17 protein-coding genes and 1 pseudogene are annotated in these 22,932 nt (G+C 46.0%); 1 reads left to right on the plus strand and 17 read right to left on the minus strand.

The window, feature by feature from the left end; translation table 11 throughout:
* The 10 genes and pseudogenes from H532_RS19230 to ftsE all read right to left on the minus strand — a co-directional run.
* A pseudogene (locus H532_RS19230) lies at nucleotides 1–211 on the minus strand (IS5/IS1182 family transposase); the annotation flags it as partial.
* 184 nt (nucleotides 212–395) lie between these two features.
* Complete coding sequence (locus H532_RS0116260; protein WP_027726339.1) at nucleotides 396–758, minus strand: phage holin family protein; 363 nt, start codon at nucleotides 756–758, stop codon at nucleotides 396–398.
* 19 nt (nucleotides 759–777) lie between these two features.
* Nucleotides 778–972: a PspC domain-containing protein gene (locus H532_RS0116265; RefSeq protein ID WP_027726340.1), complete on the minus strand. Its 195-nt coding sequence runs from the start codon at nucleotides 970–972 to the stop codon at nucleotides 778–780.
* Between the two features lie 91 nt (nucleotides 973–1,063).
* Nucleotides 1,064–3,934 carry an excinuclease ABC subunit UvrA gene (gene uvrA / locus H532_RS0116270; RefSeq protein WP_027726341.1) on the minus strand — a complete coding sequence of 957 codons (2,871 nt, stop codon included), beginning with the start codon at nucleotides 3,932–3,934 and terminating at the stop codon, nucleotides 1,064–1,066.
* A 73-nt stretch (nucleotides 3,935–4,007) separates the two neighbouring features.
* On the minus strand, nucleotides 4,008–5,984 hold the full coding sequence (gene uvrB, locus H532_RS0116275; RefSeq protein WP_027726342.1) for an excinuclease ABC subunit UvrB: 1,977 nt from the start codon (nucleotides 5,982–5,984) through the stop codon (nucleotides 4,008–4,010).
* 344 nt (nucleotides 5,985–6,328) lie between these two features.
* A complete protein-coding gene (locus H532_RS0116280) occupies nucleotides 6,329–7,531 on the minus strand; it encodes a PDZ domain-containing protein (protein ID WP_038112803.1) in 1,203 nt (400 codons plus the stop codon).
* 309 nt (nucleotides 7,532–7,840) lie between these two features.
* Entirely contained in the window at nucleotides 7,841–9,292 is a 1,452-nt protein-coding gene (locus H532_RS0116285; protein ID WP_027726344.1) for a S41 family peptidase, read from the minus strand.
* Between the two features lie 214 nt (nucleotides 9,293–9,506).
* Entirely contained in the window at nucleotides 9,507–10,754 is a 1,248-nt protein-coding gene (locus tag H532_RS19235) for a murein hydrolase activator EnvC family protein (protein ID WP_051263393.1), read from the minus strand.
* A 20-nt stretch (nucleotides 10,755–10,774) separates the two neighbouring features.
* Nucleotides 10,775–11,677 carry a permease-like cell division protein FtsX gene (gene ftsX / locus H532_RS0116295; RefSeq protein ID WP_027726345.1) on the minus strand — a complete coding sequence of 301 codons (903 nt, stop codon included), beginning with the start codon at nucleotides 11,675–11,677 and terminating at the stop codon, nucleotides 10,775–10,777.
* The gene (gene ftsE, locus H532_RS0116300; protein ID WP_027726346.1) at nucleotides 11,667–12,353 is read right to left on the minus strand and encodes a cell division ATP-binding protein FtsE; all 687 of its coding nucleotides are present in this window, start codon (nucleotides 12,351–12,353) and stop codon (nucleotides 11,667–11,669) included. Before ftsE ends, ftsX begins: the two co-directional genes overlap by 11 nt.
* Before the next feature lie 532 nt (nucleotides 12,354–12,885).
* Between ftsE and H532_RS20470 the strand changes: the two genes are divergently transcribed.
* Nucleotides 12,886–13,044, plus strand: a complete 159-nt coding sequence (locus H532_RS20470; protein WP_155995083.1) for a hypothetical protein — start codon at nucleotides 12,886–12,888, stop codon at nucleotides 13,042–13,044.
* A gap of 76 nt (nucleotides 13,045–13,120) precedes the next feature.
* Here the strand turns inward: H532_RS20470 and H532_RS0116310 are convergent, their stop codons facing one another.
* From H532_RS0116310 to H532_RS19240, 7 genes are all read right to left on the minus strand, one after another.
* Nucleotides 13,121–13,999 carry a YitT family protein gene (locus H532_RS0116310; protein ID WP_027726347.1) on the minus strand — a complete coding sequence of 293 codons (879 nt, stop codon included), beginning with the start codon at nucleotides 13,997–13,999 and terminating at the stop codon, nucleotides 13,121–13,123.
* Nucleotides 14,000–14,269: 270 nt separating this feature from the next.
* Entirely contained in the window at nucleotides 14,270–15,322 is a 1,053-nt protein-coding gene (locus tag H532_RS0116315) for a tetratricopeptide repeat protein (RefSeq protein ID WP_027726348.1), read from the minus strand.
* 98 nt (nucleotides 15,323–15,420) lie between these two features.
* On the minus strand, nucleotides 15,421–16,485 hold the full coding sequence (locus H532_RS0116320) for a response regulator aspartate phosphatase (protein WP_027726349.1): 1,065 nt from the start codon (nucleotides 16,483–16,485) through the stop codon (nucleotides 15,421–15,423).
* A gap of 420 nt (nucleotides 16,486–16,905) precedes the next feature.
* Nucleotides 16,906–18,013 (minus strand): peptide chain release factor 2 gene (gene prfB / locus H532_RS0116330; protein WP_155995084.1). Its coding sequence is split into 2 segments (ribosomal slippage): nucleotides 16,906–17,940 and nucleotides 17,942–18,013, totalling 1,107 coding nucleotides; the frame shifts between segments, so codons are not numbered across the junction.
* 189 nt (nucleotides 18,014–18,202) lie between these two features.
* A complete protein-coding gene (gene secA / locus H532_RS0116335; RefSeq protein WP_027726352.1) occupies nucleotides 18,203–20,716 on the minus strand; it encodes a preprotein translocase subunit SecA in 2,514 nt (837 codons plus the stop codon).
* Nucleotides 20,717–21,261: 545 nt separating this feature from the next.
* The gene (locus H532_RS0116340) at nucleotides 21,262–22,713 is read right to left on the minus strand and encodes a sodium:solute symporter family protein (protein WP_027726353.1); all 1,452 of its coding nucleotides are present in this window, start codon (nucleotides 22,711–22,713) and stop codon (nucleotides 21,262–21,264) included.
* Entirely contained in the window at nucleotides 22,710–22,898 is a 189-nt protein-coding gene (locus H532_RS19240; RefSeq protein WP_038112809.1) for a hypothetical protein, read from the minus strand. Before H532_RS19240 ends, H532_RS0116340 begins: the two co-directional genes overlap by 4 nt.
* Nucleotides 22,899–22,932 lie beyond the last annotated feature (34 nt).

Raw genomic sequence — 22,932 nt, forward strand, 5'->3', positions numbered from 1 at the left:
GAATGATCAATGAACCAAGTGCCAAACGAACCGAAAAGGCCTTGTGTCCTTGCCTGACGTCTCCCAGTGACTTGACATATTCTTTTTCAGCTTTTGACCAGGGGATGAGGTTAGACAAGACCACCCAACGGTTATTGGGATTTAATTGTCCACCAAACGGCAGGAAAAATTCATGTGGCAGGATGAGTTGATCGGCATGATGTTCGTACAAAGTTAGTCCCTCCAAGTGCAAGGTTTTTGATGAGTTTCCGAATCATACCCTTGCATATAAATTCGACAAAAAAGTGAAAAACCCTTGTTAAATCAACATTTTTTTGTTATTCAGTAGACCCTAATTAGGAGGTTTGCTCAAGATACAAAAAACCGACCTAAGGCCGGTTCTAGAAAGTATCTTTTTATTTTCCTTTTTTAAGGGGTTTGACAATGAAGGTTTGGATGAGCAGGTTGAGGATGGATATGATGATCGCAGCGAGTAATGCGGCACCAAAGCCATTGATTTCAAAGGCGTCTCCCATCAGTCCTGCCGTGATTTCAAGGGTGATGGCATTGATGACGAATAAGAATAAACCCAACGATAATACAGTAACTGGTAATGTAAGGATGATTAAAAGTGGCTTTACAATCACATTCAGTACAGAAAGAATCACCCCGGCAATAAGCGCCGCACCGACACCGGATAACTTGATACTGTCCATATACCCGTCCACAACCATGAGCACAATGGTTATAACGATAATGTGGATGATCCAATTTTTCATACATTCGCTCCATTCAATGTTAATAAATGTCCTTCTCCGGTATAATCAGGTAAAGCAAAAAGTAGAGTAATGTTAATGGTAAAAAAGCGGTCGCAAACATGATGATGAGGTATATCACTCTAACAATTGTCGGATCAACGGAAAAGTATTCGCCGATTCCGCCCAACACGCCCAACAACATTCGATTTTCCCTAGATCGGAATAATCGCTTCATCATCCATCAACTCCATCATTCTAGTTTAGTGATTATACGCCCCACACTTCGATGAATGTCATACTCTCCCCGGGATTTAAGCAAAGGATTGTCAGGATACCGTTTGGTGTTTCTTAATCCGTTCTTCCATTCGCCGTTTATCCCTTTCAAGGATGGGCTTTAGATATCTACCGGTGTATGATGCTTCCGTTTCGGCAACCACTTCCGGTGTGCCGGTTGCGACGATGGTGCCGCCGCGGTCGCCGCCTTCCGGACCAAGGTCGATGATATAATCAGCGGTTTTGATCACGTCGAGATTATGTTCAATGACGAGAACCGTGTCGCCTTGATCAACCAGTTGCTGAAGCACATCCAACAGCCGGGAGATGTCATCAACATGTAAGCCGGTTGTCGGTTCATCGAGAATATAGAGGGCTCTCCCCTTTGTTCTACGATAAAGCTGGGAGGCAAGTTTCACGCGTTGGGCTTCCCCGCCCGATAACGTCGTCGCTGGCTGGCCAAGTTTCATGTAACCAAGACCGACAGCATAAAGCGGCTCAATGCGGCGCTTGATTCTCGGTATATTTTCAAAAAAGACCAACGCTTCCTCAACGGTCATCTCCAAAACATCGGCGATCGTTTTGCCTTTGTAGGTGACTTCCAAGGTTTCGCGGTTGTAACGCTTACCGTGACAGACTTCACAAGGAACATAGACATCTGGCAAAAAGTGCATTTCGATTTTAATAATCCCGTCCCCGCGGCATGATTCGCAACGTCCGCCTTTCACGTTAAAGCTGAACCGGCCTTTTTTATACCCGCGGATTTTCGCTTCGTTGGTTTGGGCAAAGACATCGCGGATCATATCAAAGACACCGGTGTAAGTGGCTGGGTTAGAGCGCGGGGTGCGGCCGATTGGCGACTGATCAATGTCGATGACGCGATCAATTTCTTCGATGCCTTCGATCCGCCGATGTGCCCCCGGCTTGACTTTCCGGCCATGGAGCTTTTGGGCGAGTGCGGCAAACAAAATATCATTGACGAGCGTACTTTTTCCGGATCCGGAAACGCCGGTGACACAAGTAAACGTGCCGAGCGGGAAGGAAACCGTCACGTTTTTTAAATTGTTCTCGCAGGCCCCGACAACTTTGATGGCGCGGCCATTCGGTTTCCGACGTTCAAGCGGAACAGGGATAAACTTGCGGCCCGACAAATACTGGCCGGTTAAGGAATTCTCATTGTCCATGATTTCCGCTGGCGTCCCTTGGGCTGTCACCCGGCCACCGTGCTCACCGGCCCCAGGACCGATGTCGATGATGTAATCGGCTGCAAGCATCGTGTCTTCATCATGTTCGACAACGAGCAGCGTATTGCCTAAGTCGCGCATGCTTTCCAACGTCCGAATCAACCGGTCGTTATCCCGTTGGTGCAGGCCAATCGACGGTTCATCTAAAATATAAAGAACACCCATAAGCCTTGAGCCGACTTGTGTAGCCAGACGGATGCGTTGGGCTTCCCCGCCGGATAATGTGCCGGCTGCGCGGTTCAATGTCAAGTAATCGAGACCGACATCAACGAGAAACCCCGTTCGCTCAATGATTTCTCTTAAAATCAAGCGGGCAATGGTGGTTTCTTTTTCCGATAACTCTAATTGCATAAAAAAGTTTTGTACTTCACGGATTGTCAATTCGGTGACTTCACTAATGTTTTTACCGCCGACAAAAACAGCCAGCGCTTCTTTTTTCAGCCGCGCGCCTTTACAAGCCGGGCATGGTTTTTGTGCCATATATTCTTCCATTTGCTCGCGGATATAATCGGAACTCGTTTCTTTAAAGCGCCTTTCGATGTTGCGGAGAACGCCTTCGAAATAAATATCATTTTCCTTTATTTGTCCAAAGTCAGTTTCGTACACGAAATGAATGCGGTCTTTTCCGCTGCCGTATAAAATTTTATCCAGCTGGTCTTTCGGCAAGTCTTTCACCGGCGTGTCCATGTCAATGCCGTAATGCTCACACACGGACCGCAAAAGCTGCGGGTAATACTGAGAACTCGTCGGCTCCCATGCGGCAATCGCGTGTTCCCGTAATGTTTTCGAATCATCAGGGATGACAAGATCCGGGTCGACCTCAAGTTTAATGCCCAGACCATCACAGGACGGGCAGGCACCAAACGGACTGTTAAAGGAAAAGAGCCTCGGTTCCAGTTCCCCGATGGAAAAACCACAGTAAGGGCAGGCATGATGTTCGCTGAACAGCAGTTCACCTTCACCGATGACATCGACAATGACACGGCCACCGGCCAAATTAGCGGCGGTCTCGAGCGAATCAGCCAGCCGGCTGCGGATCCCTTCTTTAATCACCAAGCGATCAATCACGACTTCGATATTATGTTTTTTATTTTTTTCAAGCTTGATGTCTTCGGTCACTTCCCGAAGCTCTCCATCGACGCGGACGCGAACATACCCTTTCTTCTTAATATCTTCCAGCACTTTGACATGCTCGCCTTTTCGCCCAGAAACGATCGGCGCTAAAATTTGTAATCGCGTCCGTTCGGGGTAAGCCAAAATCCGGTCAACCATCTGCTCAATGGTTTGTGAGGCGATTTCTACGCCGTGTTCCGGACATACCGGGTGCCCAATGCGCGCAAACAACAAGCGCAGGTAGTCATAAATCTCCGTCACAGTCCCGACGGTGGAACGGGGATTTCGGCTCGTCGTTTTTTGATCGATGGAAATCGCCGGCGATAAGCCTTCGATGGCATCGACATCCGGTTTATCCATTTGCCCAAGGAATTGTCTGGCATAGGCCGACAATGATTCCACATAACGGCGCTGGCCTTCCGCATAAATCGTGTCAAAAGCCAAGGAAGATTTCCCTGAGCCCGAAAGCCCTGTGAGCACGACAAGTTTATCGCGGGGAATCGTTACATCAATATTTTTTAAATTGTTTTCGCGTGCACCTTTTACAACAATATTTTCTAATGCCATTCCTTCAGCCATCCTTCCACTGTGAACCGCTAAGGCTTCTTCATTTGTTTCGAATCGTCAACAAATCCATCAGTTAGGCTTCAGCTTTTAATTCTAAAATAATATCTCGGAGCTCGGCTGCCCGCTCGAAATTAAGCGCCTTGGCAGCTTCTTTCATTTCCTTCTCCAAGGAAGCAATGAGTTTTTCCCGTTCGGATTTGGTCATCGCTTTATAATCCCGTCCGCTCGTCGTTTTCGCGCCATCGTCTTCAACGGTATAAGTGGCCCGAATGACATCGTGAATTTCCTTCTGAATCGTTTTGGGTGTAATCCCATGGACGCGGTTATACTCCTCTTGAATGCGACGGCGTCGCCGAGTTTCGTCGATCGCGATTTGCATCGAGCGTGTGATTTTATCAGCATACATGATGACATGACCATTGGCGTTCCTCGCTGCACGGCCGATCGTTTGGATCAACGATCGCTCCGCCCGTAAAAAGCCTTCCTTATCGGCATCCAAAATCGCAACGAGCGAAACCTCAGGGATATCCAAACCTTCCCGTAAAAGGTTAATACCGACGATACAATCGTAAACCCCGAGCCGCAAATCGCGAATAATCTCAATGCGCTCGAGCGTTTTGACCTCTGAATGCAAATAATTCACTTTGATGCCCATTTCTTCTAAATATAAGGTCAAATCTTCCGCCATTTTTTTCGTTAACGTGGTGACGAGCACCCGTTCATTTTTCTTAACACGTTCTTGAATTTCATGCAAAAGATCATCAATTTGCCCTTTCGTTGGCCGGACGTCAATTGTCGGGTCAAGAAGTCCCGTTGGTCGAATGATTTGTTCGACAACTTGCGGGCAGCGTTCCAGCTCATAAGGACCAGGGGTAGCCGAAACGAAAAGGATTTGATGAATGTGATTCTCAAATTCTTCAAATTTAAGCGGCCGGTTGTCTTTGGCAGAAGGCAACCTAAAGCCGTGTTCGACGAGAACATCTTTGCGCGCTTGGTCGCCATTATACATCCCGCGGATTTGCGGTATCGTCACATGTGATTCGTCAATGATAATTAAGAAGTCCTTCGGAAAATAGTCCAACAGCGTATACGGCGTTGAGCCTGGTTCCCTTAAGGTCAAATGCAAGGAATAGTTCTCGATACCTGAACAAAAGCCCATTTCCTTCATCATTTCGATGTCGTAACGTGTTCGTTGTTCCAAGCGTTGCGCTTCCAAAAGTTTGCCTTCTTTGCGGAAATAGGCGAGCCGTTCTTCCAGTTCTTTTTCGATCCGTTCAATGGCCAATTTCATTTTTTCATCTCGTGTGACGAAGTGAGAGGCCGGGAAAATGGCAATATGATCCCGCTGGCCGAGCACTTCACCGGTCAAAGCATCGATTTCCGTAATGCGTTCGATCTCATCACCAAAAAACTCAACGCGCACACATTGTTCAGAACGGGAGGCCGGAAAGATTTCGACGACATCACCGCGGACGCGAAATTTACCGCGGACAAAATTAACATCGTTGCGTTCATACTGGTTGTCCACAAGCTCATGTAGCAAGCGGTCTCGATCTTTTTCCATGCCCACCCTTAACGAAATGACGTGAGCGCTATATTCTTCTGGCGAACCCAAGCCGTAAATACAGGAGACGCTAGCAATAATAATGACATCGTCCCGTTCAAATAATGCACTTGTTGCCGAGTGCCGGAGTTTATCAATCTCATCGTTAATGCTCGCATCTTTTTCAATGTAAGTATCCGTCTGGGGGACATACGCTTCGGGTTGATAGTAATCATAGTAACTGACGAAATATTCGACGGCATTATCCGGAAAAAACTCTTTAAATTCGCTGTAGAGCTGTCCAGCAAGCGTTTTATTATGTGCAATAATCAGCGTCGGTTTTTTGATTTGTTGAATAACGTTAGACATGGTAAAAGTTTTGCCGGTACCGGTTGCCCCCAGCAAAGTTTGATATTTTTTCCCCTCGCGGAAACCCTTGACGATTTCCGCAATCGCCTTCGGTTGATCGCCTTGAGGTTGATATTTTGATTTGAGCGCAAATTCCATCGTCGGCTCCTCCGTTTGTCGCTTTATACCTATATATTCGTCATGGGGCATGGTTTCAAAACCTGCCCCGTCAAGTCTTTTTTTCAATTCGAGATACCTATTCGGGGACATTATAACACATTATCTAAAAACGAACAAATATTCGAGTTTAACTTTCTCAAAAAGACACATCCGAGGTGTCGAATCTTGGCATGAGTAAAGATAAGAGTGACGATAAAGGCCACGACGACCTCAAACCACGGTGTTCTTTCTCAATGCCCCTCTAAATATATGCCCATATAAAAGCACAGGCTGCCTGTTATTTTGGCAGCCTTTTTATCTATGTACCATTTTCTATTTTTTCTTTAGCCATTGGTGTTTGCATGTTTTTCTTTGACCCGTCGGGATGGTTCTAAAAACAGCAAGCCGATATGATGAAGGTCATTTTCGTGGATGGCACCTTTGACAAAACGTGGTTCTCCGTTGTGGTCTAACACTTCCATTCTGCAGTATGTCGGTTTGATTTGCAGGGCTCGGTAAAAGGTTTCCTCGTTGCGGACCGTAACGCCGTTCACCTTATCAATGATTTCACCGATTTGGACGCCCATTCGTTCGGCCGGAGTATGATGTATAACTCCAACGACCCGAAGGCCGTTTCCTTGGTCAATGAAATAGAAAGGTTTGACGGAGTGATCATAGAAATGTTTAAGTACTAGTGCCAATCGACTGAGGAATGCAAGCCCTGCAGCAACAAGAGCAAACCATGATATATCCAATATATAACCGAAAGCAATCAGAATCGCTGTGACTACACCCGTCATAAGCAGCCAATAACCTGAGCGGCGGATAGCGGGTTTCGGCAAATCATGGGTGATGAATTGCTGGATGCTCAATCCGAGCGGCAAGGCGCAAAGACCGAAACTTTGTCCATCGGAAAGCGGCCACCAGGCGCCTGAATGAATGGCACCGCCCGCATCAGGGAGCAAAAGAAACAGCGGGACGATCCATAAACGATTCGCTTCTACGGCACCGACCTTTTTCCCTCGCTTACTGTTAATAAGCCGTGGCGACAGTTGTTGATGACCCCAAAAGAGGATCGCACAAGCTTCAAGCAGAAGAACAACCGCAAGGATAACGCCGAGATCTGTCAGTGACGCGCCGCGGATTTCTTTGATCCAGCGGTTCAGGACGGAAAAATTCGTCGCAAGCTCCGGGAAGATCGCTGTAATCCAGATCGCGATCGCAACGGATAAAGTGCCAGAAAAAAAACGGAGCTGCCCAGTCAATAAAAGCAAGAAAGAGCAGACGGTAATTAAAACGATGACCCCCGCTGGCACCGCTACTCCCAAACCGATAAAGAGTACCGTTCCGGCCAAAGCCAATAAAAGACTCGGACCGACCGATGACACAACCGTATTAAAAACCCCGTATGCTTTTAAACCGAACGAGAGCCTTTCTCTCCTGACGCGCTGCCAACCTATTAGAAAAAGGGCTGCGACCAATACATAGAAAAACGGATTGTAAAAAATGGTGACAAGCCCTTTTAATATCGTGATCAGCAAGTCCATGTTATCCACACACCCTTAGGTTCAATCGTGACGAATGCTAGATGAATACTTTTCTATTTTAACAATATCTCTATCAGAAGTCTCCCACTTCCATCCGAAATGTAAAAAGAAAGGGATTACAGTGAAGTACAGGTTAACCCCATTAATGGGAGTGCACCATCATCGGCTGATAATCTCTTTATCCAAATACGTAATAAAGAAACTAAATCCAGTGTTAACGATTCGTTGTCTGCACGCAAAAAGATATCCGTATGCCCTATTCATACGGATATCTTTCGACGGTCAAGCGGTAAAATCCTGCCGGACCTATTATTTTTCAATGTTTTTTAACAACACTTGCATCGCCGTTTTCAACTGTAAATCGTACTTGGGATCCTTGACGATGTCATAAATTTTATATTCCAATTCTGAAGCGGTTTTGGCATTAATTTCACCAGTGACCGGAAGATCATGCGCTTTTTGGAACGCCTTTACAGCGGTTACCGTATCTTCATCGAAATAACCATCATACCGGCCGGGGTCAAAACCTGTACCTTTCAGCATTTTCTGAGCGTTAGCGATTTGTTCGCTATTCATGTCGTATTTCAACGGTTTGTCTTTATCCACGACAAGCGGTGCGACATAGAAATAATCCGGCTCTTCTACTTTGACTGTCGGCTTGATGCCTTTCTTATGAATCCAGTTTCCGTCAGGCGTAAGCCATTTCGCCATTGTCAGTTTCAATTCGCTTTTATCCGGAAAGGTGACCGCTTGTTGCACGGTGCCTTTGCCGAAAGATTTGACACCAATAAGAGGATAACCGCCCGCTTCATTTAAAGCTGCAGCCAAAATTTCCGCTGCAGAGGCGCTGCCGCCGTCAATTAGACCGACAATGGGATAAGGTTTTTTCGCTTTTAAATTGGAATAGGCAGGAATGCGTTCGCCGTTTCGATCCTCAATTTGAACAATCGGTTTTTGGCTTGAGATGATCATATTTAAAATGTTTTCGACTTTATCCAGGTAACCGCCGGGATTCCCGCGAACATCAATGATTAAACCATCAATGTGTTCATCTTCCAGTTTCTCAAGAGCTTTTGAGAATTCTTTATCGGTATTTTCACCGACGGAAGTGATTTGGATATAGCCGAGATTCTTATTTTCTTGTTTGAACGTTTTAGTATAAACAGTGGTCAGAGGAATTTTATCGCGAACGATATCAAATTCCAATAAATGTGTAGCCCCTTGCCGTTTTACAACTAAATGGGCGACGGTTCCCTTTTTACCTTTAATCAAGGACACCGCTTCCGACAAGCTCATGCCGTCCAAAGACTTCCCGTTAACTTTTAAAATTTGGTCATGGGGGCGCAACCCAGCTTTATCAGCGGGCGAACCTTTAATCGGTGAGACGATCGTTACAACGCCATTGACAAGCTGGACTTCCGCTCCGATCCCTTCAAAGGAAGACGACAGCGATTGGGTAAACTCGCTCGCGGTTTTGGGATCCATATAGTCAGAAAAAGGATCGTTCAACGCTTCCAGCATGCCTTTAATCGCCCCATTCGTCAGCGTCTCATCATCCACTTTTTTAAAATACTTACTGTCGATGTATTGATAGACCGATTCGATCTTCGCGAAATGGGCGTTGTCGCTTGCGGATGGGCTTTCTACAGCGGTTGGGTTTTCAGGTTTTTGAAAGATGAGCATCGCACCGTACGCCCCGCCCGCTCCGACGAGGAGAGAGACGATCATCAGTAATGCGACGATTTTTCCAGAAAATTTCATAAAGCTGTTGCCACCCCTCTTATAATCATCTTCTTTCTTTGCCTGATGCTTTCTTTCACACACAAAAGGACGTATGTAAAGAAAAAACATCACATCAATATGATGCGATGCCAAACCACATCATCCGGGCGGTCGCTACGGCGAGCCGCATCTACGGATATTATACTATATGTTTATAGGTACATGCTCATGATTTAATTTTTTACATATTTCATCAAGGCAAAACACTTAATGGGTTTATAGTGCCCGGGTGGGGCGGCCCTTTCCATTCACCGCGATACACTTCAAAGTGCAAATGCGGTCCTGAAGATTCCCCAGTACTGCCGACACGTCCGATCATTTGTCCAGCCTGAACCGTTTGACCTGCTCCGACATAATAAACTTCCATATGCGCGTAAACCGTTGTATATAGCTGACCGTTAATATAATGTGATATCATGACGCAGTTACCGTAACTGCCAGACCGATAGGCTCGAGAAACGACACCAGATGCCGCAGCGACAACCGGTGTGCCGGCTGGCGGGGCAATATCAATGCCCGGGTGAAAACTATTGTCATAGCTGCGGTAACCGTAACCGGAAGTCACCGTGCCCGATGTCGGCCATTGCATAATGGCATTCGAGTTTCCAGAATGTCCGCTGTATTGTTCGATCGGCGGTTTGGGTTTTGGTTTCGCCTGTTGCTGTTTCCATAATTCATATGCTTTTTGGGCAGCTGCCTTTTGTGCAGCAAGGTTCTCAGCGACTTCTTGTTGGCTCATCACTAAGCCTTCTAATTCGCCTTCTTTTTCTTTGAGCTGGGCAAGAAGGCTTTGTTGTTTCGCTTTTTTCTCAGCTAAAGCGCTTTGCATCGCTTTTAATTGCTCAAAATCTTTGTTGAGTTTAGTTAATGTCTTTTGTACTTCAGCCTTTTGTGACTCCAGTTTGGCTTTATCAGCCTTTTGCTGTTCCAACATTTTCTTGTCTTGTTCAGCGATGACATTTAAGGCGAGGACACGTGTGACGAAATCGCCGAAGTTTTTGGAACCTAGGAGCACTTGCAAATAGTCAATTGTGCCGCCGTTAATATACATTGAGCGAACCCGTTCTTTCAGCAGCGCATCGCGCTCGGCAATGCGTTGCTGAATTTTGGCGATGGATTTTTTTAGCGCATCAATTTGGTTTTTTGTTGCGGCAATGTCTTTTTGCTTTTTTTCCATCTCAGCCGTTTTGGCCGCTATTTCCTTCTTAAGCGTGCTGAGCATGCTTTCGATGTCTTGCTGTTGAGAGCGGTTTTCAGCCAAGTCATTTTTGGCTTTGTTTATTTTGTTCTGATTTTCTTGTTGTTTTTTCTCGATGTTATTGATTTTCTGCTTTAGATTATCCCCAGTGCTGGCATAGGCGGTGCCGGCTGATACGGTGGCTGTGATCATCGTCACCGTTAACCCGAGCGCCCATACCATCCGGCTTAACCGTGCTTTCATGCTCCTCCCCCTAAAAGCGCCTAGATTTTCAAGAATTTCCGCACGCTTGTCATGCTTCCCCAAATACCGATTAACGCTCCGATGAGGATCAGTGAACCGCCTAAGTAGAGCGTCATCGTATCCGATGGAATCAATTTCACAAATAAATAACTTTGATAGTTTTTGCCGATAAACCATTGATAGATTTCTCTGTAGCCGACAGCGATGAGCAAAAACGGTATGACGGCCCCAAGCAAACCGAGCAGAAAGCCTTCAATGAAGTACGGCCAGCGAACAAACGCATTTGTTGCCCCACACAATTTCATGATTTCGATTTCGTTACGACGGGCGACAATGGTCAATTTAATCGTATTGGCAATTAAGAAGACCGACGTAAACAGCAAACCGAGAATCAAGACAATCCCGATGTTTCGAGCGATGTCAACGACGTGGAAAAGTTTTTCCACATACCCTTTGCCATAGCGAACTTCATCGACATATTTAAATTGCTCAATCTGCTTGGCAACAGTAATCGATTGTTTCGGATCGGTCGTTTTAATGACAAATTTATCAGGAAGCGGGTTTTCCTTTCCTTGCATGGATTTGAAGACATCCGCATCATCGCCCATGCTTTTAATAAATTCTTTCAACCCTTCCTCTTTGGGGACATATTGAATGCTTTTAATATGGTCTAGTTGTTCAATTTGTTGTTTCAAAGCGTCTTGTTGGGCAGGCTTTGCCGTCCGGTCAATGAATACATCGACCTCGACGCTGTTTTCTACTTGATTTGCAATGGTATTTAAGTTCAACATGACCGTGAGAAATAAGCCGACAAGCAAGAGTGCCACCGTAACAGCACTGATAGATGCAAACGACATCCAGCTATTCCGGCCTAAACTTTTGATGGCCTCTCTGCCGTGCCTTCCCAAAGTTCTAAGCCTCATAGCCGTACACCCCCTCTTTGTCGTCACGAACAATCATGCCGCCTTCAATGGCAATCACTCGTTTGACCATCCGATCAACGATTTCTTTGTTGTGGGTTGCCATGACGACGGTTGTGCCGTTATTGTTGATGCGTTCAAAGATCTCCATAATGCTCCATGCATTTTCCGGATCTAAGTTCCCGGTAGGCTCGTCCGCCACAACAACAGGCGGATTATTAACAATGGAGCGGGCGATCGCAATCCGCTGCTGCTCGCCGCCCGATAATTCATTTGGGAAAAAGCGAGCTTTATGTTTCAATTTGACGAGATCCAATACTTCCATCACTTTGCGGCGAATTTGCCTTGGGCTTTCCTCAATCACTTCCAATGCAAAGGCTACATTTTCATAGACCGTAAGTTTCGGCAATAATTTAAAATCCTGAAAGACAACGCCGATTTTGCGGCGCAAAAAAGGTACTTCCCGATATTTCAACTTCGTGATGTCGGTACCATCAATGAGAATCTTGCCGCGCGTCGGCACTTCTTCTCTGTACATCATTTTTATAAAAGTCGATTTCCCCGAACCACTCGGCCCGACGATATATACAAATTCGCCTTTATCTATATGAACATTAATGCCATTGACAGCCATGACTCCATTGGCATAGGCCTTCCATACATCTTGCATTTCGATCAAAATAATCACATCCTACCTCATGAGCTCATTTTTGTGAATTCTGGATGACGAGTTGGGCATAATTGTATTAAGGCCCGGAGGAATTGTTGCTTTCGCCTTCCATGAGGGGAAGCGCGGCCAAGCGCGCCTTTTATCAACATAAAATGAAGATATCCAATTCAACAGAGGGTAAAATTAAGCATTTTTTACTAGAAAGCTTGTGAAGTATACTACTAAAAACCATTATAACATCACCATTTGACAAGTTAAGACAAAAAATTATTACATTTACATTTCAAAATGGAACAATGATAAAAAAACGACAAATTTCTTATGGGGTCACTCTTTTATTTATTTCGGCCATTTGTCCTAATTTTTTAGGCATGTGCCTCCTTCTTAACATAAATGTAATATTAAGTGAGCGAGAGACTTCACCGACAGGGCGGATGATACATATAATAAAGAAATCTTTTTCTGCAGGATTTTTGTCAGAACATTGGTTTTCATGAAAAAGTTCCGGGAAACATATACTATTTTATGGAGGTGTTTATCAATGAATAAAAACCATGAAGGTCGGCCGTTCATTGATGCTGAATTACCCCTTGAAACAGTACTCAATCCGGGCATGATGGTCTGGAAGGATCGCGGCTCGGAGGAGGCCAGCATGGACAGCTCCGATGGGACAAAAAAAGGACCTGCTGAGGAGAACTAATTCCTTTCAACAGGTCCTGGATATTTTCAGAGGTTTTGCTACAAGCAGTATCTTGGTGTTTCAATGTACCTCTTTTTTAAATATGATTTTTGAATCCCTCGCCTAAAACCTCAGCAGCATTAGCGACGATCACAAAGGCATAAGGATCGACGTCTTTGACAAGTTGCTTCAGTCTGGTAATTTCTCTTTGCGACACGACGCAAAGTAAAACCGGTCGGCGGTCATCAGTAAAACCGCCATACCCTTCCCACCGCGTCACACCTCGGTCGATCTCCTTGAGAATCTTCGGTCGCAAAAGCTCATGTTTTTCCGAAATAATCAAAGCCATTTTCGATTGTGAAAAACCTAATTGCACGACATCGATCGTCTTGGCGGTGAGAAACATCCCAATTAAAGCATATAAGGCGCTTTCTAGCGATAAGGTCATCGCCGAAACTAATACAATCGTCCCGTCAATGAGGATGACAGAAGCACCTAGCGTTAATCCGGTGTATTTGCTTATGATTTGCGCCGCCAAGTCCGTTCCGCCGGTTGAAGCGCTGCCGCGAAAGACGATGCCAAGACCTAGCCCGACGCCCATCCCGCCGAAAATCGCACCCAACAGCGGATTCGTTGTCGCCGCATCCCAGCCAGAAGTGAGAAAAACGACGAACGGTAGGAAAAGCGTGCCGACTAAGGTTTTCAAAGCATACTGTAAATAGCCGAATTGCGAACCGAGAAAAATGATGCCGCAAATAAATAAAGGAATGTTCAATGCCCACTGGACAAAAGAGGGTTCGATGCCGAATGTCCAGTGGACGATCGTGCTGATACCACTGACGCCACCGGAAGCAATTTTATTCGGCAGCAAAAACACGTTAAAAGCGATCGCAACAACGGCTGAACCGATTAAGACATATATGTAATCCATTACCAAACGCTGCCGGGCAGTAAGCCTCTCTTTTTTTCTTGCCATTCGTTTGTTCACCTGCCATCACCATGGTGCCAAAAATCACTGTCCCGGTCAACCTTGGTGTCACTTTTTCCCACCCGTCATAGTTTGGCCAGACTGGTGAATTCTACCCACGATGAAGGCGACGCTAGAAAAGCTGGAGGTAAAGGCTAGAGTTCGTAACCTTTTTGCATTTTGCCTACTAAAAATCTTTGGGCTGTATCAGCTTTAAGGTACCATCGTCAGCCCTTTTGGCAAATGTACATGATAAACGCTGACCAAAAGAAAAAAGGCTCATGATGAATACGAGTCCTCAAAATGTTTTTCCGCTTTTATTTTTTGGCGGGCTTTTGAAACAAGTTTTTGATAAAACGCGGCCTCATCATTTCTTTGGCTTTTTAAATAAAAGTCGATCAAAATCGGCCCGTTTTCCGCAACATAATGCCAAAGGCCTTCTTCAACAAAGAAGGTGATCGCATCCTCTAATACCGCTGCAAATTCTTCGCTGGGGGCGTTTCCAAAGCGAGCCTGCAAGATTTGGAAACGATGCCAGTAATCCAGATGCCCGAGGCTTTGGCTGACTTTAATGCCGTTTTCCGTCCAGTTTTTCGCATTGCCTTTTTGGCCAAGTAAATAGGCCGCTTCCGCTAACAGATAATACGTCTGGTCATCGGGTTCAATGTATTTCATCGATTCAAGCAACCACTTAATCGATGTCGCTAAGTCCCCTTTGTCTTTATACAAAAGCCCAAGGTCGTGGCAAATCAAGCCCTGTAAACCAATATCTCCTTCATAAACGGCCGTTGCCCACGCAAGAGCCAAACAATCCTCGGCAGAAGTAAATTTTTTCAGCGAGATAAAGTTCAAACCGATGGCAATGTAACAGTGAGCCGCGCGTTTGACATACCGCGGATCTTTTTCAAAGATCATCAACGCCTTTTTGGCCATGTCAAGCGATTGTTCAATTCTATAAGTGAAATAGTATAAACTTGCGTATTTATAATAAAATTCCGCTCTGGCAAATTCATTTTCGACAATTGACAGATGGTTTGCTGCTTGCTGAAAGTGTTTTTCCGCCTCCCGGTTGTGCCGCTGGTAAAAATACATGTTGCCTTTATAGAGATGGTAATAAAATGCCAGCTCACGCTCGAAGCTATCATCGAGATTTTGACGGCCGACCTTCTGTCTTTCGCTGAGAAGGGCATGGTATTTTAAGAGGAGCTCATTTTCGGTGCTCGACAAAAGCCGATCGATTTCTTCTTTTCGTTTATTTTTCCACGATTGTTCGTACCATTCGTTTAAAAGCACGATCAGCCGCTCATCAGGTAATATGACGTTACCGTTCATCTATTCCCCTCCCACGGGAGACGACCCACTTCGGGGCAGATCCATCTTGTTGTTCGAGAACCAATTGGCGCTCACGCCTTTTGCCATCACGAAGTTTATTAAAGTTTTGTCATGCCGGTGACTTTTAGTTTTTCAATGGCTCGGCGTTCAAGTTGGCGATACACTTCGGCTTTCTTTTCCTGCCCCATTTTTTCATACAAATCTATAAGATAACGCACATCATCCTTAATAGATAGCCATAATCCTTCCTGCTCGAAAAAAGCGAGTGCATCTTTTAAAATCGGCTCCAATTTTTCCGGCGGCTCGTTATTTAAGCGAGCCTTCAATATCTTAAACCGATGCCAATATTCCGCATTTCCCGTGCTTTGTGACAAGGCCATGCCATTTTCAATCCAGTTTCGCGCATTGCCTTTCTGACAGAGATTGAACGCCGCTTCGGCTAACAAATAATAGGTGGACGGCACAGGTTCCACATATTTCATTGATTCAAGCAACCATTTAATAGAAGTAGCTGGCTCCTGTTTTTTCTTATAAAGCAATCCTAAATTGTGGCATATCATTCCTTGTGCCATGGCATCCCCACTATATACGGCAGATGCCCACGCCAAAGCTAGCAAATCTTCAGCCTGTGAAAATTTTTTAAGGTTTATATAATTAAGCGCAATGATAATATAACATCCGGCTGTCCGCAACTCGCATTCTTTCCGCGTCTCAAAAATTGCAAGTGCCTTTCTTGCCATGTCGAGTGAACGATCAGTCAGGCACATATGATAATTTAATCCACTGAACTTGTAATAAAATTCAGCTTTTTCGACTTCGTCTTTGACAAAGTCCAAATACTGTTCCGCTTGTCGGAAACAAGTTAACGCTTCTTCATAGGCATTGAGATTAAAGGCATGAAGTCCCCGATGGAGATGAAAATAATAGGTCAGCAATGGATGTACTTCGCCCGCGCCTTTTTTCCCATGAAGGCGGTCCTGATGATGGCGGTCTAATAATGCATAATAGCGCTTGGCGTCCGCATCATCTTCGACCGCGTCAAGCAATTTCTTTACTCGCGAATGAATCTTGCGGCCACCTTCCATTTCATCTTGTTCAATTTGCCGAAACCATTGATTTAAAAGCTCAGCGACTTTCGCGGTCTCCCAGCCAGATTTACTCATAAGGCCCTCCGTGACCATTTTGTCGAATAAATTATACCCTTATTATAAATCAAAAGGATGGAAAGCTTTACAAAAAACTTCATCTAAATTGTTGACAATTCTTTACATTCTTTTTTGAACGTGTTTATAGGCAGAGGTCGGTGAGATCTTAAAAAAGCTTACAAAAAGATCGCGCGATGGCTGCGAGTGGAACCAAAACACCTAAAAGATCAGCTACCAAACCGCTTTGCGCAAGATTTCGAGCACCTGCGAGTGCAAATGGAAAAAGCGCGAGGTTTACAGATTTCAAATCCATAAAAACCTCGCGAAAGCTAAGAAACCGAGAGCCAATGTCCCGACAGCGAATGTTTATGTCATTAAAAAAAGAAGGGTGATAGAAAGTACGGCCCGTCTTCAATACGGGCCGCATCACTTTTTTACTTATCCTTCTTGAAGTTTCATTCGCAAAAAGGCATCGATGAAAACATCAATTTCGCCATCCATGACGCTTTGTACATTGCCGACTTCGACATTCGTGCGGTGGTCTTTGACCATTGAATAGGGATGGAAAACGTAAGAGCGGATTTGGCTGCCCCATCCAATTTCTTTTTGTTCACCGCGAATTTCCGCAAGTTCTGCTTGTTGTTTTTCCAACTCCAGCTGATAAAGCTTAGCTTTTAACATTTTCATCGCTTTCTCACGGTTCTTAATTTGAGACCGTTCTGACTGGCAAGTCACAATGGTGTTTGTCGGCAAGTGGGTAATGCGCACGGCCGAATCTGTCGTGTTGACGTGCTGGCCGCCAGCGCCACTCGACCGGTAAGTGTCAATTTTCAAATCTTCCGGTCGGATCTCCACTTCGACGTCATCGTCCATTTCCGGCATGACTTCGCAGGAAACAAAAGACGTATGCCGCCTTCCTGAAGCATCAAACGGTGAAATGCGGACAAGGCGGTGAACGCCTTTTTCCGCTTTAAGATAACCGTAAGCGTTGTACCCTTTAATCAGCAAGGTGACGCTCTTGATGCCCGCTTCTTCACCGGGTAAAAAGTCCAGCATCTCAACGGTGTAGCCGCGTTTTTCTGCCCAGCGTTGGTACATGCGTAAAAGCATCGAGGCCCAGTCTTGCGATTCCGTTCCGCCGGCTCCTGGATGAAGTTCTAGAATGGCATTATTTTTATCAAGCGGGTCGTTCAAAAGCATCTCCAACTCAAACTGTTCAAAGCGATCCTGAAGCGTGCCGAGTTCCTCTTCCAGCTCGCTGCGGAGGTCAGGATCCTCTTCTTCTTTTAACAATTCATAGGAAACTTCGAGATTTTCATAACCTTCTTCGAGCGCTTTAAATCCGCCGACTTTATCTTTTAAAGCATTGACTTCGGCGATCACTTTCTGGGCTTCGGATTGGTCATCCCAGAATCCGGGAAGCGCCATGCGTTCCTCCAAAAGCTGAATGCGGTCTTCTTTGGCCGCTAAGTCAAAGAGACCTCCTATATTCACGAAGTTTTTCACTCATGTCTGTTAAAACATTTTTAATTTCTGCTAATTCCATGGTTACCACTCCATTTTCTCTAAATTGCTGGACGGGCGGCTTTTCATCCTCTTTCGCCAATAGAGCCTCAACACATCACGGTAACCCCGTGCTTTTTGTCAAAGATGGCATGCGTCAAGTTGTTGTTTTTACTTGGGTCTTCCACCGAGCTACACAGGATGGAACAGCCGCCACTGTCGTTTCTAACTATTATTGAGCCTTGCCGCAGCAATTTTTATATTTTTTTCCGCTGCCGCATGGGCAGGGATCATTGCGGCCGATTTTTTGGCCTTTGACGATCGGCTTTTTCTTCACGACTTCGCCGCTGTCTGATCCGGCTTTAACGGCTTGGCCTTCCGCCACTTTTTGCCGTTTCATATTGTCTTCGATTTCGGCTTTCATAATGTAGGTGACGACGTCGTTTTCAATCGATGAGATCATTTCATCGAACATCCGGAAGCCTTCGATTTGATATTCCCGGAACGGGTCGACTTGACCATAAGCGCGCAAGTGGATGCCTTCGCGAAGGTGTTCCATGGCATCGATATGATCCATCCATTTCATGTCCACCGTTCTGAGCATGATGACGCGCTCAAACTCACGGATTTTATCGGGGTCAAACGCCGCCCGTTTCTCATCATATTTCTTCATGGCTTTTTCGACAAGGAATTCGTAAATTTCTTCGTTGTCCAAGCCTTTCAAATCTGCTTCCGTAAAATCGCCTTCCGTAAAAATTGTCCCATTCATGCTGTCGACGATGGCTTTCAGATTCCATTCTTCCGGAATCTCATGCTCTGGCGCATGCACATCGACCGTGCGGCGGATGACGTTTTTCATCATTTCGCGAATGTCATCGCTCAAGTCCTCAGAGTCGAGCACTTCATAGCGCTGTTTGTAAATAATTTCCCGTTGTTGGCGCATGACATCATCAAATTGCAGCAATTGTTTCCTGGCATCGAAGTTATTGCCTTCCACGCGTTTCTGCGCCGATTCCACCGATTTCGATATGAGGCGGCTTTCAATCGGCTGGTCATCGCTCATGCCAAGCCGATCCATCATGCTTTGCATCCGCTCCGATCCGAAGCGGCGCATGAGTTCATCTTCCATGGATAAATAAAATTGTGAAACCCCGGGGTCGCCTTGACGGCCGGAACGACCGCGCAACTGGTTATCGATCCGTCGGGATTCATGGCGCTCCGTTCCGATGATATAGAGGCCGCCGAGTTCTTTCACGCCTTCACCCAGTTTAATATCGGTTCCGCGGCCAGCCATGTTTGTGGCGATCGTGACTGCACCTTTTTGACCGGCTTGGGCGATGATTTCCGCCTCACGGGCATGGTTTTTGGCGTTCAAGACATTATGCGGAATCCCGCGTTTTTTTAACATGTCTGAGATGAGTTCCGACGTTTCCACCGCAACGGTACCGACAAGAACCGGTTGGTCGGTTTTATGCGCGCGGACAATTTCATCAACGACCGCTTTAAATTTGCCTTTCATCGTTTTATAGACGACATCCGGTTTGTCAATGCGCTGAACCGGTTTGTTTGTCGGAATAACGATGACATCCATGTTATAAATGCTTTGGAATTCTTCTTCCTCGGTTTTGGCCGTACCGGTCATGCCGGCGAGTTTTTTGTACATGCGGAAATAGTTTTGGAACGTAATCGTCGCGAGCGTCTTCGATTCTCTTTGGATCGGTACGCCTTCTTTCGCCTCAATCGCCTGATGCAAGCCTTCGCTGTAGCGGCGACCTTCCATCAGTCGGCCGGTGAATGGATCGACGATGATGATCTCACCGTTTTGGACGACATAATCCGTATCGCGATGCATGATTGCATGCGCTTTTAACGCTTGATGGATATGGTGGTTCAAGGAGACGTTGGCGTAATCAAAAAGGTTTTTGATATTGAAGAACTTCTCGGCCTTCGTCATTCCCTCTTCCGTCAGTTGCACCGATTTCGTTTTCAAATCGACCGTATAATCGACATTTTCTTTTAAAAGCCGAACAAAGCTGTTCGCTTGTGTATAGAGAATGGTTGATTTTTCGGCATTACCGGAAATGATGAGCGGTGTGCGCGCTTCGTCAATCAAAATCGAGTCAACTTCGTCGATGATCGCAAAGTTCAACGGCCGCTGCACCATCTCTTCTTTATAAAGCACCATGTTGTCGCGCAGATAGTCAAAGCCGAATTCATTGTTCGTTCCATAAGTGATGTCCGCTCGGTATGCCTCTTGCTTTTCCTCGTGGGAAAGGTTCGTGACATTGAGTCCGACCGTCAAGCCGAGAAAATTAAAGAGCTCGCCCATCGTCTCAGCATCGCGGGCGGCAAGGTATTCGTTAACCGTGACGAGGTGGACGCCTTCACCGGTGAGCGCATTTAAATAGAGCGGCATCGTCGCCACCAAAGTTTTCCCTTCACCGGTTTTCATTTCGGCGATGTTGCCTTGATGTAAGGCAATCGCCCCCAATAATTGGACATAAAACGGCGTCATGCCTAATACGCGCGTTGACGCCTCGCGAACGACGGCATACGCCTCCGGCAGCAAATCATCAAGGGTTTCGCCATCGGCTAACCGCTTTTTGAATTCATCCGTTTTCGCTCTGAGCTGTTCATCGGTAAGGGCTTTCATCTCCCCTGCCAATGCATCGATAGCGTCAGCAATTTTTTCCATTTTCCCCAATTGGCGCCGACTTGGGTCAACGAGCTTTTTCAATAATCCCATTCATAACACCTCGTTTATATAAAAAAACAGATTCCATTCCGAGCATTGAGCCTTTGCTTGTACTGTTCGTTCCGCTCTGTAACGGCGAGCGACCATATGAGAATAAAGGTGGTGTTGGAGATGAGCGCGAGATAACCCGCTTACCTTGTCCACCACTCTACTATTGTAACAATTTTGTGAATCACTGGCAACGGATGCAGCGGGGGAAATACAGGCGCGCTGCGTCCGCCCGTTGCCTGCTTCTGGCACTTAGATGATCCTATGCGGGCGGGCTAAGAAAAGTACTTTTTGCGAACACGCTAGGGCGGTTGCCTTTTTAATAATAGGATCTGCCAGCCATTTATAAAATACGAATCGACGGGAATTTTGGTTTCATTTTTATATGTATTTGGCGTTGTAAAGCAAAAACTGCTGGTTATGCCATTTTAGCAGCACCGACGTTTCTCCGAATCTATCATTAAAAAGAGCCGGGTGCTTTTCGTCGTTACCGCTCCCAAAGTTCCGGAACAAACAACGGCGAAGCACCCAGCTCCACGGCACCCATTTTATTCAGGATTTTTAATACTGCCGAGAAAGTCCCTAGCTTTTTCAGCTGGCGCTTTTGTCAACAGGCTGACGATGATAAACAGGACCGTTGACAGAATTAATCCCCAAATGCCAGCGGCAAGACCTAGCGGTGTCCACCCTTTATATTGAAGGAGGAGGACGGCCAGTGCCGAGACGACAATGCTACTGAAGGCACCAGCGGCTGTACCTCTTTTCCAGAAAAAGGCGCCGATTGTGGCTGGAACAACAACGATCAGCCCGGCAGATGAGGCGACAGACAAAACGGCAATGAGGTTCAGATCTAACTGTGCAAAAAGAAAAGCGAGCACAGCGATAACCGGAATGACGATTTTACCGACCGTCAACTGCTTTTTCTCATCACGCACGAATCGGCCGTAGACATCTCGCGAAAAGAGCGAGGATAATGTGAGTAAAATCGATTCGATCGTCGAGATAGCCGCTGCAAAAATCCCGATCATCACAATGACGCCTAATACCGGCGGCACGAGGTCTGAAGACAAAAGTTTTGGTGTCGCTAAATCAGGATTTGATAAACTGGGAAACATGGATAATGCCGAAAATCCCCACAGAACGGAGACGATCGTATAAATAAAACCAAAAATTAAAAAGCCGATCAGCATCTGCCTTAAACCTTTAAAATTTTTGGGCATAAACAGACGCTGGCTGACTTGCGGATTGGACAGACTAAAGAAAAACCACGGTACCGCAAGCCCCAAAAAGGACAAGAAGCTAAAAGTGCCGTTACCGGGCACGACAAGCGCTTCAGGATGGCGGGTTTGTAAGGAACCGAAAAATTCCCCGAAACCGCCGATTTTGGCAATAACTACGATCACGACAACCGTCGATGAAACAATCATAATCAGCGCTTGCAAGGAGTCTGTCCAAACGACAGACCGGATACCGGAAAACAGTGTAAAAATAATAGTTAGGATTGTGGCGATCACGACGCCGGTCATAAAGGTTATATGGTGAGCCGTTAGCCCGTCGAGCAAATAACCGATGCCCATCAGCTGGACGGCGCTGTACGGAATGAGAAACAGACAATTAACAAGGGCGATAGCTACAGCGGTTGCTTTACTGTCATAACGATCGCCGACCATTTCTGCCGGTGTCACGTAGCCAAATTTTTTCCCGACCAACCAAAAGCGCGGCCCGAAAATCGCAACGAGCGAAACCCCTGTAAAATAAATGATTTCAAAACCAAGCGCCCCGACACCGCCTTTATAGGTCAGACCAGCTAGCCCGACCATCATAAAGGCGCTGTAGGTCGTAGAGCTATAACTAAGCGCAGAAACCACGCCGCCAAGTTTGCGATTCGCAACAAAATAGCCGGCCATATCGGTTTGCTTATTCGCCCTAGACAGCACGGCGACGATTAGCCCAACCATCATGTAGATTACAAGTCCCGTCCAAACCCATGCTGTATTCATTCGTCCTTACCCCAATCTTTTGTCATCATAAAATTAATAAAAACGGTGAGAAGTCCGACGAGCGTCCACCATAGGAAGCTGCCGTACCAAGCGTGTACGTTTCGGAAAACGGTATAAGGAAGAATAAGAGCTAGTAAAATAACGAGCGCTTCCATCCACAGCCAAAACTTTCTCGTTTTTGGCAACTTGTTTCCTCTCCTTTTGATTTTTTAAGACACA

Origin of the sequence: Tuberibacillus calidus DSM 17572 (assembly GCF_000430685.1) — a bacterium.
GTDB classification, from domain to species: Bacteria; Bacillota; Bacilli; order Bacillales; family Sporolactobacillaceae; genus Tuberibacillus; species Tuberibacillus calidus.